Source organism: Phytohabitans maris (genome assembly GCF_031085175.1).
Taxonomy (GTDB): Bacteria; Actinomycetota; Actinomycetes; order Mycobacteriales; family Micromonosporaceae; genus Phytohabitans; species Phytohabitans maris.
This window is the reverse complement of record NZ_JAVHUY010000042.1, coordinates 43,270-56,698: the sequence shown is the minus strand read 5'-3', so window position 1 is coordinate 56,698 and position 13,429 is coordinate 43,270. Positions and strand designations below refer to the sequence as shown.

General features: G+C 71.6%; 10 protein-coding genes and 1 pseudogene. 8 read left to right on the top strand and 3 right to left on the bottom strand.

Features of this window, described 5'->3' with window-relative positions; translation table 11 throughout:
• Positions 1-36 precede the first annotated feature (36 nt).
• The 3 genes from RB614_RS33625 (at position 37) to RB614_RS33615 (ending at position 2,207) form a co-directional block, all read left to right on the top strand.
• Positions 37-798 (top strand): lytic polysaccharide monooxygenase, encoded by a 762-nt coding sequence (locus RB614_RS33625; RefSeq protein ID WP_308716734.1) that lies wholly within the window; start codon positions 37-39, stop codon positions 796-798.
• Between the two features lies 1 nt (position 799).
• A complete protein-coding gene (locus RB614_RS33620; RefSeq protein ID WP_308716733.1) occupies positions 800-1,393 on the top strand; it encodes a DUF305 domain-containing protein in 594 nt (197 codons plus the stop codon).
• 73 nt (positions 1,394-1,466) lie between these two features.
• On the top strand, positions 1,467-2,207 hold the full coding sequence (locus RB614_RS33615) for an SDR family oxidoreductase (protein WP_308716732.1): 741 nt from the start codon (positions 1,467-1,469) through the stop codon (positions 2,205-2,207).
• Between the two features lie 126 nt (positions 2,208-2,333).
• Here RB614_RS33615 and RB614_RS33610 read toward each other — a convergent pair.
• Positions 2,334-3,026 (bottom strand): annotated as a pseudogene (locus tag RB614_RS33610) (DivIVA domain-containing protein); the annotation flags it as partial.
• A gap of 235 nt (positions 3,027-3,261) precedes the next feature.
• Here RB614_RS33610 and RB614_RS33605 point away from each other — a divergent pair.
• A complete protein-coding gene (locus RB614_RS33605; RefSeq protein WP_308716731.1) occupies positions 3,262-4,062 on the top strand; it encodes an SDR family oxidoreductase in 801 nt (266 codons plus the stop codon).
• A 94-nt stretch (positions 4,063-4,156) separates the two neighbouring features.
• Here RB614_RS33605 and RB614_RS33600 read toward each other — a convergent pair whose 3' ends face one another.
• Positions 4,157-5,011: a transposase family protein gene (locus RB614_RS33600; RefSeq protein WP_308716730.1), complete on the bottom strand. Its 855-nt coding sequence runs from the start codon at positions 5,009-5,011 to the stop codon at positions 4,157-4,159.
• Between the two features lie 112 nt (positions 5,012-5,123).
• Here RB614_RS33600 and RB614_RS33595 point away from each other — a divergent pair, with 112 nt between their 5' ends.
• The 4 genes from RB614_RS33595 to RB614_RS33580 all read left to right on the top strand — a co-directional run bounded on the left by RB614_RS33595 (position 5,124) and on the right by RB614_RS33580 (position 9,183).
• On the top strand, positions 5,124-6,374 hold the full coding sequence (locus RB614_RS33595; RefSeq protein ID WP_308716729.1) for an HNH endonuclease signature motif containing protein: 1,251 nt from the start codon (positions 5,124-5,126) through the stop codon (positions 6,372-6,374).
• 897 nt (positions 6,375-7,271) lie between these two features.
• On the top strand, positions 7,272-7,643 hold the full coding sequence (locus tag RB614_RS33590; RefSeq protein ID WP_308716728.1) for a VOC family protein: 372 nt from the start codon (positions 7,272-7,274) through the stop codon (positions 7,641-7,643).
• Between the two features lie 10 nt (positions 7,644-7,653).
• Positions 7,654-7,815 (top strand): hypothetical protein, encoded by a 162-nt coding sequence (locus RB614_RS33585; protein ID WP_308716727.1) that lies wholly within the window; start codon positions 7,654-7,656, stop codon positions 7,813-7,815.
• Between the two features lie 171 nt (positions 7,816-7,986).
• Positions 7,987-9,183 carry a metallophosphoesterase gene (locus RB614_RS33580; RefSeq protein ID WP_308716726.1) on the top strand — a complete coding sequence of 399 codons (1,197 nt, stop codon included), beginning with the start codon at positions 7,987-7,989 and terminating at the stop codon, positions 9,181-9,183.
• A 266-nt stretch (positions 9,184-9,449) separates the two neighbouring features.
• On the opposite strand, the gene RB614_RS33575 is transcribed toward RB614_RS33580, so the two are convergent.
• Positions 9,450-13,415 carry a ThuA domain-containing protein gene (locus RB614_RS33575; protein ID WP_308716725.1) on the bottom strand — a complete coding sequence of 1,322 codons (3,966 nt, stop codon included), beginning with the start codon at positions 13,413-13,415 and terminating at the stop codon, positions 9,450-9,452.
• Positions 13,416-13,429 lie beyond the last annotated feature (14 nt).

Sequence of the window (13,429 nt, the reverse complement as noted above, 5' to 3'; positions counted from 1 at the left end):
GTCTGTTTATGGTCACGGTTCGTAGCGTCCCTGGGCATGCGTAAGGTTCTCGTATATCCCCTGGTAATCGCCGGCACCGCCGCCGCGGGCCTGGTCGCGACCGGTACCGCCGCCTCCGCCCACGGGTACGTCTCCGCCCCACCCAGCCGCCAGGCGCTCTGCGCGTCACGCGCCGTCGCCGACTGTGGACAGATCCAGTTCGAGCCGCAGAGCGTGGAGGGCCCGAAGGGGCTGCGCAGCTGCGACGGCGGCCTGTCCCAGTTCGCCGTGCTCAACGACGAAAGCCGCAACTGGCCGGCCCGCGCGGTCGGCTCGTCGGTGACGTTCACGTGGGTCTTCACCGCCCGCCACCGCACCGCGAACTGGGAGTACTTCGTCGGCGGCACCCGCGTGGCGGTGGTCGACGGCGGCAACCAGCAGCCGGACGCGGTCGTGTCGCACCAGGTCGACCTCTCCCGCTTCCCCGGCCGCCGCACGGTGCTGGCCATCTGGAACATCGGCGACACCGCGAACGCCTTCTACAGCTGCATCGACCTCAACGTGGGCGGCGGCGGTACCCCGCAGGACCCGCCCCCGGCCACCACCGCTCCCCCGTCCACGGCGCCGACCACCCGCCCCCCGGCGACCACCCCGCCGCCGGCCGGGAACGCGGGCGGTACCTGGGCGACCGGCACCTCGTACAAGATCGGGGACGAGGTCACGTTCCAGGGCAAGCGGTACCGCTGCCGCCAGGCGCACACCTCGCTCTCCGGCTGGGAGCCGTCGATCTTCACGCTCGCCCTCTGGCTGCCGGTCTGAGATGCGACGCGTCCTCTTCGCCGCCGCCACCGCGCTCCTGCTCGCGACCGGCTGCTCGACGGAGCCGTCGCCGCCGCCCGCCGCGCCGGCCGACGCCGCTCAGGCGGCCGACACCCTCCCGGCCGCCGACGCGGAGCACAACGCGGCGGACGTGATGTTCCTGCAGATGATGGTCGCCCACGACGGGCAGGGGCTGGAGCTGACCGGCCTCGCCGCCGACCGCACGGTGAGCGAGGAGGTCCGCCTCCTCGCCGCCGCGATCGACACCACCCAGCGGGAGGAAGTCAAGATCATGCAGTCGTGGCTGACCGGTTGGAAGGAGGCCACCGAGGCGAGCCAGGACATGTCCGCGCACGCCAGCCACGGCGGCCTTCCGGCCACCGGCCCGGAGCAGATCGAGGCCCTCCGGAACGCCTCCGACGCGGACTTCGAGGCCACCTTCCTCAACCTCCTGACCGGCCACCAGAACAGCGCGGTCGAGCTGACCAACCTCGCCGCCGACGGGGTGAACCCGCAGACGAAGGACCTGGCCAAGCGGATCAAGGAGTCCCGCGCCGACCAGGTGGCTCAGATGCTCCGCCTGATCGGAGGCTAGCCATGAGCGAGCGAATCATCGCGCACAGCGCGCTTGGCGCCTCATGCCCGCCCGCGGCGAAGCGAGGACGGGCATGAACGTTGCTGATCCGCGGGTTGCCGTCGTCACCGGCGGCTCCCGCGGCATCGGGCGGCAGGTCGTGCGCTGGCTCGCCGCCGAAGGCTTCGCCGTCGTCGTGGGCTACGCCACCGACGCGGACCAGGCCGCGGTGACCGTCAAGGAGATCGTCGAGGCCGGCCGCAGGGCCATCGCGGTACGGGCCGACGTCGCCGACGAGACCGCCGTGGCGGCTCTGTTCGACCGCGCGGAACGGGAGTTCGGCGGCGTGGACGTGGTGGTGCACGCGGCCGCCCGGACCGGTACGGGGTCGATCGCCGAGCTGGATCTGTCCGAACTGGACGAACTGCACCGGGTCAACATCCGCGGCACGTTCGTGGTCAACCAGCAGGCCGCGCGGCGGGTACGCCCCGGCGGCGCGATCGTCAACTTCTCCTCCTCGGACGTGGGGCTTGCCCCGGAAGGGCTCGGCGCCTACACGGCCAGCAAGGCGGCGGTCGAGGCGATCACGCTGATCCTCGCCCGCGAGCTGCGCGGCCGGGACGTCACCGTGAACGCGGTCGCGCCCGGACCCACCGCCACCGACCTGTTCTTCGACGGCAAGGACGAGGAGACCATCGCGCTCCTGGCCGCCCGCCCGCCGCTGCAACGGCTCGGTACGCCCGAGGACATCGCCGAGATCGTCGCGTTTCTGGCCGGCCCGGCCGCCCGCTGGGTCAACGGCCAGGTCCTCCGCGCCAACGGCGGCATCGTCTGAACACACCCCATCGCGCGTTGATCAGGGAGTTCGTGGGGCGTGTCGCCGGCGCGCCACTCCATGGACTCCCTGATCAACCGCGGCTGGGTGGGGCCGCGGACGTCGCGGTAGCTAGATGTCGAGGGCGCCGTCCGCGGCCGGGAGGGCCGCCTTCTCTCCGCCGCCGAGGTCGCGCATCTGGCTCTCGATGTAGGCGGTGAGGCGGCCGCGGTACTGCCGCTCGAACTGCTGCAGCTCCTCGATGTGCCGCAACGTGGCGGTGCGCTTGGCGTCCAGGCCGCCCATCGCCTCCTGGTGCCGCTGGCGCGCGTCGCGCTCGAGGGCGTCGGCTGCGGCGCGGGCCTCGCTGGTGACGTCGGCCGCGCGGGTGCGGGCGTCGGAGAGCACGCTCTCCGCCTCGCGGCGGGCGTCGCCGAGGTGGTCGTCGGCGGTGCGCTGGGCCATCATCAGCACGCGGGCGAGCTGGTCGCTGTCGCCGCCGCCACCCATCGGCGCCCCCTGCGAACGCGCCCGCTCCAGCTCCATCTGCGTGGACCGCGCGGCCTGCTCGGCGGCCGCCCGGTCGCGCTGGGCGCGGTCGAGCTGGACGCGCACCTCGTCGAGCTCGGCGTCGAGCCAGCGGTCGGGCGCGGGGTCGAGGCGGCCACCACCGGAGCGCTCCAGCTGGGCGCGCAGGTCGTTGTTTTCCTCGATGAGGCGGATCAGCTCCTGCTCGACCTCGTCGAGGAAGGCGTCGACCTCTTCCTCGTCGAAGCCCCGCTGGCCGAGCGGTGGCTTTTTGAAGGCGACGTTGTGCACATCGGCCGGCGTGAGCGGCATCGAAACTCCTCGTAGTCGGTCGCAGCCCGTGCGGCGACCGGGCCAAGCGCCGCGACGGCCAGCTCGCACCGACAGTACCAACTCCCGCTGGGCGCGCGCCGACCCCCTCGGCGTGATGTATCCCGCCGCCGCACCCGCACCGCCGTCGATGCGCGCGGACCCGGCCGCCCATCCCGCGCTGGCCGGCGGAAACTCCGTTGCTGCGACGGCCGGCCCGCCGCCAGACTGCCCGGCTATGAGCGGACACGTCGCCATCGTCACGGGTGCGAACCACGGTATCGGCGCGGCGACCGCCACCGCCCTGGCGTCCGCCGGCGCGGCGGTGCTGTGCGCGTACTGGCCGGTCCGCGACGCCCACGACCCCGCGGTCCCGCAGGCCTACCGCGACAGCCGCCTGCGCGGCGCCGACCACGTCGTCGCCGGCATCGAGGCCGCCGGCGGCCGCGCCGTCGCCGTCGCGGCCGACCTCACCGACCCCACGGCCCCCGCCCGCCTCTTCGACACCGCCGAGGAACGGCTCGGCCCGGTCGACATCCTCGTCAACAACGCCACGGGCTGGGTCCAGGACACCTTCACGCCCGCCGAGACCGACCACCACGGACGGGCGCTGCGGCCGGTGAGCGAGCGGACGTGGTCGCAGCAGTTCGCGGTGGACGCGATGGCGCCGGCCCTGCTGATCGGCGAGCTGGCCCGCCGCCACGCCGCCCGCGGCGCCACGTGGGGCCGCATCGTGGGCCTGACCTCCGGGGGCGAGCTGGGCTTTCCGGAGGAGGTCTCGTACGGGGCGGCCAAGGCCGCCCAGACCAACTACACGATGTCCGCGGCGGTCGAGCTGGCGCCGCTGGGCATCACCGCCAACATGGTCCATCCACCGGTCACGGATACCGGCTGGGTCACCGACACGGTGCGCGAGGTGGTGGCGGCGAGCCCTCGCCTGTTGCACGTGGCGACGGCGGCGGAGGTCGCCGAGGTGGTCGCGTACCTGGCCTCCGACGCCGCCCGCCTCATCACCGGCAACGTCATCACGCTCCGCTGAGCCGCCCGGCCCTCGCGCCTCTCCCGCGCCGCTGGCCCGCACGTGTTGATGTCTTTGGCGGTGTCGGCCTTCCGCCATCCAGTTCTTGATTTTCTCAGGTTTCTTGAGTCTTTTTCAACCTCATGAGTCGGGTCCGAGTTCGAGGGTGAGGACGGCCTTGGCGAGGGTGCCGACGTGTTTCGGGCAGCTGCGGACCTTGGTAGCCCTTGTCAGCCAGCAGCTCCACGTCCGCCCATCGCGCGGTGGTGATCACATCGTGGGTGCGGGCGGCGGTCAGGTCGCGGGTGGAGCCAGGCAGTCCGCCAGAGATCCACACCAGGCCCCCGCGGCGCGGATCGACCAGTCCTTGCAGGTTGACGCCGTGATGATGGTGCTTGCCGGAGTAGTACAGCCGGTCCAGATCACCGCGCAGTCGGTCGATGCGTACCACCGTGCCGTCCAGGACGCCGAGGCGGTGGCCGTTGCCGGCCAGCCGCCACAGCGCCGCCGTCAAGCTCGGTGCCCGCGCGGCGAGTAGGTCGGTCGCCTCCCGCACGTACCGGTACACGGTGGCCAGGCCGACCTCGAACCCGGCCGCGAGCCGGGTGTACGTGTCGCCGTTACGCAGGTGAGCCAGCACCAGCAACGCCTGCCGGCCCGGCGTGAGCCCGCGCCACCGGCTACCGATCCGGACCCGATGGCCACGAATCAGGTCCGCGAGGTGGGTCAGATGCGCGCGGGACAACGACAGCGTGCCAGGATAGGTCACCGAGGCTCCTTGGGACGCGGAAATGCAGGCTTCGACAACCCGCAGTCCTACCGGGAGACTCGTCTCATGTAGACGATCGACACGCCACCACCACCCACCCTGATCACCGCCCCAGATCAGGTTGGAAATGGCTCCTTGTTTCTCGGGCCGCTTACAGCTCCTGGTATTGTTTTTCTGCTTCCGCGCATAGTTGGCGTTCATCCCACACGTGACACTCGGCCCCATTCATTTTATGAGCGAAAGGCGTAACCAATTTCCCTTGATCGACGAATATGACTGGTGGTCTTGGGTGTGGGTGAGGGAGAATCAATGAGTGTTGGTCGACGTGTTGGCAGAGCTTCAAACGCTCGCCGGTAAATGCGCCGACGCGCCGACCTGGCCGCTTTCCGACACCGCGCTAGTCGATTCTCTGGACACCATCCACCAAATCACCGCGACCGTTGCCGCGGTGCAGGTGCATCTGGTTCGGGAAATCGACGGCCGTGGCCTACCCGTCGCCCAGCACGCGTCGGGCACCGTCCAGTGGCTGCGTGAGCATCTGCGGATCAGCATCCACGCCGCCAAACGCCTCGTCGACCTGGCCCACGCCCTCGACCAACGCCCCGCCCTCGACACCGCCCTCGCCTGCGCCGCGGTCAACGTGGAGCAGGCCACTGTGGTAGCCGCCGCGCTGGCGGATCTGCCCGCCGACCTCGGCCCGCCGTTGGTCGACGAGGCCGAGGCGGTGCTGATCGGGCAGGCCAGCCGCTACGAGCCCACCATCCTGCGCAAAGCCGGGCAGCGGATCCTCTTCCACGTCGCACCCGAAATAGCCGACGCCGCAGACGCCGCCGCCCTACAACGCCTGGAAGCCCGAGCCCAGCAAACCCGCGCGCTGCACCTGACCCGCCAAGGTGACGGTCGGGTCCGACTCACCGGCTGGCTCGACGAAACCGCCGCCGCCACCGTCAACGCCGCCCTGGACCCGTTGTGCGCACCCCGCCACGACCATGAGCCCCGCACCCCCGCCCAACGCCGCGCCGACGCCCTGGTCGAGGTCTGCGACCTGGCCACCCGCACCGACTCGTTGCCCGACAACGGCGGGCAGCGGCCGCACGTGGTGGTCACCGTCCCCTACGACCTACTCCACCAACAACTCGGTGTCGGCACCCTGGACACCGGCGGACAGCTCAGCCCCGAACAGGTCCGCCGGCTCGCCTGCGACGCCCACATCCTCCCCGCCGTGCTCGGCGGCGACGGGCAAATCCTCGACCTGGGCCGCACCCGCCGGCTGATCACCGGACCACTACGCCGCGCGCTGGAACTACGCGACCGCGGCTGCGCCTTCCCCGGCTGTGACCGACCACCCCGCTGGTGCCACGCACACCACATCCGCCCCTGGGTCGACGGCGGACCCACCACCCTGGACAACAGCGTCCTACTCTGCGGCTACCACCACCGTGTCGTCCACCGTGGACACTGGACCGTCCAACTCGCCACTGACGCACGGCCCGAGTTCATCCCACCCTCCTACGTCGACCAGCGACAACGTCCCCGCCGCAACCTCTACCACCACCGGACGTGACAGACCAGGCCATTGGCGGGGCGAGGCGTGGGTTTGCGGTCTTGCTTTGGTGAATGGATTGTCGATGTCACGTGCGGACGGGGCGAAGGCGGTAGTCGCGTCCGTCCGCATCCGGTCCACGGCGAGCCAGTGCCCGCGCATCGCGGCTTCCTCTACGACCGGCACGCCGTTGCAGCGGCGCATCGGGTCGGCGCCCCGAGCGAGCAGGAACGCCGTGACGTCGGCGTGTAGCGGTTCGCCGGTCTGGACGTGCCCCTCGTGCTCTACGTCGATGGCATGGCGCAGCAGGGTCCACCCGTCGCCGCAGTCGTCTTCGACGTCGTGGCCGGCGTCGAGGAGGTCACGCGGCCGGGGCAGGTCTTGGTGCTCGACCGCTTGATGAGCTTCGGACTCTTCCAATGTCATGGTGACCGACTCCTCGTGCGACAGCCCGGGGATTCGTTTGGGTAGATGGTCGCCGACGATGCCGCGGGCCGGTCGGACTGGTCGGCGTGGCGCCAGGCGCGGTGGGCGCCGGGGCGCCATCGATGGGCTTGTGGAGACAACCCGGCGACCACGGCGGGTGCGTTCGGGTCGGCGGCCACGTCGCGCAGGTCGGAGCAGGCGGGCCACGCCGTGTCCTCGACATAGCCGGCGCCGCCGAGATCACGCGGAAGCCGCCCGGCAGAGACTAGCCGTTCAGGAGTGGCTGGCCGAGTTCGACACCGGGTTCGCGGGCCAATTCCGCAGGGTGGAGCCGCGCCGGCATGCGCGTGCGTTCCTTGCTCGGGTCGCTGTCCGATGTGGATAGCCAGTGGGTTGGCAGGTGGCCGAGCAGGCCAGCGACGCGTCGCCCCCATGCGATGCGGCACCCGCTGGGCGAGGCGGTGCGGGATGGAGGAGTGCCAGTATCGGGTGGTGATCGGTCGTTTGGAGAAGACGGTGCTCGACTGTCCAGATCCCCGCGCGCTCGCCGCCTTCTACGCCGCGGTCCTGGGCATGCGCGTCAACGAGGAGAGCGACGACTGGGTCGTCATCGGCGCCGAACCGGGTGCCCGCCAGCTGGCGTTTCAACGTGTCCCGCATTGGACCGCGCCGGTCTGGGGCGATCCGCGGCGGCCGCAGCAGCTGCACCTGGACATCCGCGTCGACGACGTGGACGCGGCGGAGCGGGCGGTGCTGGCCCTCGGCGCGAAGCGGCTGCCGGGCGAGTTGGAGGGCCGCTACCGCGTCTTCGCGGACCCGGTGGGCCACCCGTTCTGCCTGGTGTTCGGACGGCACCGCCCGTAGCGGCACCCCCGTGCGGGTCGCCGACCGCGGTCCGGCCGAGCACGCAGGCCACCGCGGCGGCGAGGCCGAGCCGGTCGCCGCGCCGTCCGGGTCGCGCTGGAGCAAGGGCACGGCGTACCGCACGGCCACCGCCACCACGGCCACCGCCACCGCAGCACCACGGCGACCGTGAGCGCGGTCACCGTGAGGAGCGGCACGCGCGGTCACGCCGATCCACGACGCCGCGGTCTGCCACTTCCTGAGTCTGGGCTGAGAGCCACCGCCGTCGCGGCGTTGGTCGGGGCCGCCGTACCGGTGTCATGCTGCACTGACGACGGACGACCGGCGACCGAGGAGTACACGCGTGGCGGTCAGTGAGGCGGTGGAGGCGGCACCTGCCCGGCGGTGGGCGCGTGCCCTCCGGTTCGGGGCGATCCTGACCGCGATCCTGCTCCTGCTCTTCGGCGTCCCCTGGTGGACCCTCGTCGCCTCGGGCGCGGCCTGGCCGACCGGGGTCGCCGTGGCCGGCACGACGCTGTTCGCGGTGGCGCTGCTGGCGTTCCCGGCGCTCATGGTCCTCGGCCACGGACCGCGCCGCCTCGACGCGGCGGCCGTGGCGGGCGACACGCTGCTCGGAGTCGTCTGGGTGCTCTTCGTCTGGGCCGTCGCCGGCAACGTGCTGCGCCTCGCCCTCGCGGCCGCCGGTGTCGCGGACCCGGCGCGGTCGCGGGCGGTGACCGGCGCGGTCCTCGGCGTCTCGGCCGTGCTCGTGGCCTGGGGTTACGTCGAGGCGATGCGGGTGCCGCGGGTCAAGCGGGTCGAGGTCGCGATCCCCCGGCTCGGCGCCGGGCTGGACGGGCTGCGGGTCGTGCTGCTCACCGACACCCACTACGGGCCGATCGACCGGGCGCGCTGGTCGCACCGGGTGACCGAGGTCGTCAACGGGCTGGACGCCGACGTGGTCTGCCACACCGGCGACATCGCGGACGGCGGTGTCGACCAGCGGCGGGAGCAGGCGGCGCCGCTCGGCGCGGTGCGGGCGCGGCTGGCCCGGGCGTACGTGACCGGCAACCACGAGTACTTCGGCGAGGCCGAGGCGTGGCTCGGTCACATGCGGGAGCTGGGCTGGGAGGCGCTGCACAACCGGCACCTCGTGGTCGAGCGGGGCGGCGACCGGCTCGTGGTGGCCGGGGTCGACGACCGGACCGCGGCCGGTTCCGGGCTGGCCGGGCACCGCGCGGACCACGCGGCCGCGCTCGCCGGGGCCGACCCGCGGCTGCCCGTGCTGCTCCTGGCCCACCAGCCGAAGCAGGTCGCCGCGGCCGTCGCGCACGGCGTCGACCTGCAGCTGTCCGGGCACACGCACGGCGGGCAGATCTGGCCGTTCCACTACCTGGTGCGGCTCGACCAGCCGACCGTCGGCGGGCTCTCCCGGCACGGCGCGCGCACCCAGCTGTACACGAGCAACGGCGCCGGCTTCTGGGGCCCGCCGCTGCGGATATTCGCCCGCAGCGAGATCACGCTGCTCACCCTCCGAGCGAATCAGAAGCAAGCGGACTAGAGGCACAAGAAAGACTTGGGCTACCGCGACGTCCGCGGTGGTCCGGACCGTTGCGCGGGGGCCCCGGGGAAACGTGGAGCGCAGCGGAGCGTCTTCTTGGGTGCGTTCCCGCGGCCTCACTGGCCGCGGTCCACAGACGACGGGGGCCCCGCCCCCCCCGGGGGGGGGGGGGGGGGCCCCCCCCCCCCCGGCCCCCCGCCCCCCCCCCCCCCGCCCCCCCCCCCGGGGGGGGGGGGCGGGGGCCCCCCGACCCCAGAACCCCGGTACTAGAGCTCGCGCACGCGCACGTTGCGGAACTCCATCAGGTCGTTGGTGCCGTGGTTCTGCAGCCCGATGAACCCGCTGAGGAACTGCCGCAGGTCCGTCGGCGGGTCGCCCGCGCGGGACGACTGCTTGCCGGGCGTGTTGTCGAACTCGTTGATCACGACACCGTTCCGGATGATCGTGTAGTGCTGGCCCTCCACCTTGATCTCGTAGTCGTTCCAGACGTTCTTCGCGCTGGCGCCGGACTGGGCCAGGTTGTTCGGGTCGAAGTTGTACACCGACCCGGTCTTCTGCGGCTCACCCGTGTCGCCGTCGTACAGCTGGATCTCGTGCCCGCAGAAGATCGCCACCCAGGCGGGTGAGGAGGCCGCCGAACCGACCGTGCCGCAGCTGCCCGGGGGCCGTTGCGCCAGCGGTGTGCGCGGGTCCGGGAAGCGGACGAACACACCGCTGTTGGCGCGCGTGCCCTCCGGCGACACGTCCCGGAACTGCAACCTGATCGAGTAGTCGGCGAACTGCTGGTCGGCGTACCAGAGCATGCCGAGACCGCCCTGGGTGCGCATCGTGCCGTCCGGCCGCACCTGGAACGACCCGCTGGGGGCCTGGCGCCATCCGGAGAGCGAGTACGCCGTGCCGTCGAAGATGCTCTTGTACCCGGGGATCGACCCGATCGCCGACTGCGCCCCGGCCCGGCGGATCACGCCGGACTCGCGGTTGTCGATCACGTGCGCCGCGGTAAGCTCGGCCAGCACCTCGTCGAGGTGGTTGACGAACTCGTTGTGGTTGGGCCAGTTGCCCTCGTCGTCGATCAGGTCGTTGATCGTGCAGCCGCCGCCGGCGACCCGGTTGGCGACACCTGTCTCGATCTCGAGGAGCTGGACCGTCGACCGGGCGTCCGGCGCGGCACACCCGGCGTTCACCGGGATCTTGGCGGTGACGACCTGGCCGTCGGCGTACGTGACCTTCAGCGTCGCCTCGAACGTGCCGTACCGCTTGTAGGTGTGGGTCGGGTGCGGCGCCGTCGACTTGTTGGTGCCGTCACCGAAGTCCCACTCCCAGGCCACGCCGCCGGCCTTCGCGGCCGAGAACGAGACCGTCCGCGGCTGGGCCTGCGCCACCGAGCGCGCCGTCGCCAGGCTCGGGTGCGGGGTGGCCGGACCGCCCTGGTACACGACGCGGTTCAGCTTCTGGCGGGCGTGCAGGCTGAAGAAGCCGTCCGCGTAGTCGAGCAGGTACAGCGCGCCGTCCGGCCCGAACTTGGCGTCCATCCAGGAGTCGAGCTGGTTGTCCGCGTTGCCGGGCACGATGTACGGCTTCAGGTCCTCGGCGAACGCCGGTGCGCCGGCCTGGGCGACCGTGTCCGGGTTGACCGTGATGGCGACGCGGTTGTTGCCGTTGGACTGGTCACCGATGAACCACTTGTCGTCCCAGTACGCCGGCCACGCAACGCCGCTGTTCGTGTCCACATTGGAGCGGTGGTAGGTCGGGCCGTCCATGACCGCCTGCCCGCCACCGGTCAGGTACGGCATGGTGTACGTGGACTGCGACTGCACGTAGGTCGGGATGCCGCTGCCGTCGCTCCGCTCCGGGAAGACCGGGCCACCGCCCTGCGGCGAGTACCAGATCATGTTGTCGCGGATCGGCGGCAGGTTGACCAGACCGGTGTTGCGCGGCGACTCGTTCTTCGGGTTGTCGCAGTCGTACCAGCCGGTCAGCACCGTGGCGTCGGTGTTCGACCGGTCGCGGTACGGCTGCCGGTTGCCCATGCAGTACGGCCAGCCGTGGTTGCCCGCCGACGTGATGATGGTCGCGGTCTCGTACTTCGCCGGGCCCAGCTCCGGGCTCGGCGCGCCCGCGTCCGGTCCGACCCAGGCGGCGGTCAGCCAGTCGTTCACCGGGTCCCAGGCGATCCGGGCGATGTTGCGCACGCCCATCACGTAGATCTCCGGGCGGGTCTTGCCGCCGCCCTCCTCCTGGCCGGTGAAGAGGTTGCCCTCGGGGATCGTGTACGTCCCGTCGGCCTCCGGGTGGATCCGGATGATCTTGCCGTTGAGGTCGTTCGTGTTGCCGGCGGTGCGGCGGGCGTCCTGGAACGAGGTGCCGGCGAACTCCTGGGTCCAGTTGTTGCCGGAGTAGCCGTCCGAGCCGCCGGAGGAGTTGCTGTCACCGCTGCCGATGTAGAGGTTGCCGGACTCGTCGAAGGTCATGCCGCCACCGGCGTGGCAGCAGCTGTGGATCTGCACGTCCCAGGAGAGCAGGTCCTTGCGGCTGCTCAGGTCGATCGTCGACGCGGCCGCGTTGTACGTGAACCGCGAGACGGTGCGCTTGCCGATCCGCTTCTCCCGGTCGATGGAGGCGTGCGGCATCCAGTACACGTACATCCAGCCGTTCTCGGCGAACGTCGGGTCGAGCGTGATGCCGAGCAGGCCCTCCTCGTTCTTGACCAGCTCGCTGCCGCTGCCCCGGTTGCCCATGACCTCGAGCGTGGTCAGGAGCTTGACCTGCTTGGTCTGCGGGTCCCACTGGTGGATGGTGCCGCAGCCCTTGCCCACGTTCGGGTCGTTCCAGTCGACGATCGGCCCGCTCGGGCAGGCGGCCTTGCCGACGTAGAAGACCCGCCCGTTCGGGGCGATGGTCAGGCCGTGCGGCTCACCGATCTGGTCGAGCTGCCCGGCGGTGTTGGTGGTGGTCAGCCGCTCGGTGCGGTAGTTGCTGGCGATGGTCGCCTGGCAGTCGCCGCGCACCAGGCCGGCGGTCCACTGGATCGCGCCGAGCAGGTGCCCCTGGAACTGGGCGTCGCTGGTGTAGCTCGCCTCGGTGCGCCCCATGCCGGTGTAGAAGGAGCGGCCGCCGTCGTAGTCACGGCACCACGAGACGGGGTGGAACGCACCGTTGCCGCTCAGCCCCGCGTTGTACGTGTGCTCCTGCACCTGGGCGATGGTGTGCACGCGCCCGACCGGGCTCGGGTTCCAGTTGATCCACTGGTCGGCGCGCTTGACCGTGAGCGGCAGGCCCTTGTTGGCCGGGTGCTGCCGGTCGGTGACGCTGACCGTCGCCTGCTGCACGGTCGACTCCGGCGGCGGGCCGGCGTCCGGGCCGATCAGCCACAGCTCGGCGAGCTGGGTCGCCGACTCGCCGCTGTTCGCGGTGATGTTCAGCCGGTAGTGCTGGTACGCCGTGGTGTTGGTGAACGTGTACTGCTTGGTCTCGAACCGGCCCGCGAACGTCTCGCCGGTACGGGTGTCCAATGTGGTCCAGCTCTGCCCGTCGGTGGAGCCCTGCAGCTGCCAGTCCCGCGGGTCCCGGCCGGCGAAGTCGTTCGCCGAGGTGAGCGCGTACCGGGAGACGACGACCGGCGCGGCGAGCTTGCCGGCGAGCCAGCCGCTGCGGGCGAAGGCCAGCCACTTGGTACTGGTCAGGCCGTCGAAGACCTGTGTCACGGTCTCGTTCGGCGGGTTGTTGGCGCTGGCCGAGGACTCCACGACCCGCTCGGCGTTCGGCAGGCTCGCCGCCGGCCGGGTGCCGATCAGGCCGGTGAACCACTCCGAGCTCGGCTGTGCGCGGGCCGCGTCGTGTACGCCGACGAAGCCGCCGCCGCCCTTGACGTACGCCTGGAACGCCGCCTCCTGCGTGTCGTCGAGCGTCACGCCGTTGGCGGAGAGGAAGACGACGCTGCGGTACCGGGCGAGGTTGGTGGGGTTGAAGACCGCCGGGTCGGCGGAGTCGTGCACGTAGAAGCCGTTCTCCCGGCCCAGCTTGCGGATCGCGGCGACGGCGCGGGTGACGGGGTCGTCCTGCTCCGCGACGGGCCCGTGGAACACCAGCACGTTGACCGCGTTCTTGCCCCAGGTGGGCGGCAGGTCGACCGGTGCGGGCGCCGCGGACGCGACGGACGGCACGGACAGCACGCCGAGCGCCAGCGTGGCGGCCGAGGCGAGCGCTGCCGCGCGCCTCCAGATGGGTCTCATCTCGTCTCCTCCGG

Bases quoted from the DNA above. Each gene is read 5' to 3' on its own strand.
- RB614_RS33625 (WP_308716734.1), top strand. From the start codon at position 37: ATGCGTAAGGTTCTCGTATATCCCCTGGTAATCGCCGGCACCGCCGCC.
- RB614_RS33620 (WP_308716733.1), top strand. From the start codon at position 800: ATGCGACGCGTCCTCTTCGCCGCCGCCACCGCGCTCCTGCTCGCGACC.
- RB614_RS33615 (WP_308716732.1), top strand. From the start codon at position 1,467: ATGAACGTTGCTGATCCGCGGGTTGCCGTCGTCACCGGCGGCTCCCGC.
- RB614_RS33605 (WP_308716731.1), top strand. From the start codon at position 3,262: ATGAGCGGACACGTCGCCATCGTCACGGGTGCGAACCACGGTATCGGC.
- RB614_RS33600 (WP_308716730.1), bottom strand. From the start codon at position 5,011: ATGAACGCCAACTATGCGCGGAAGCAGAAAAACAATACCAGGAGCTGT.
- RB614_RS33575 (WP_308716725.1), bottom strand. From the start codon at position 13,415: ATGAGACCCATCTGGAGGCGCGCGGCAGCGCTCGCCTCGGCCGCCACG.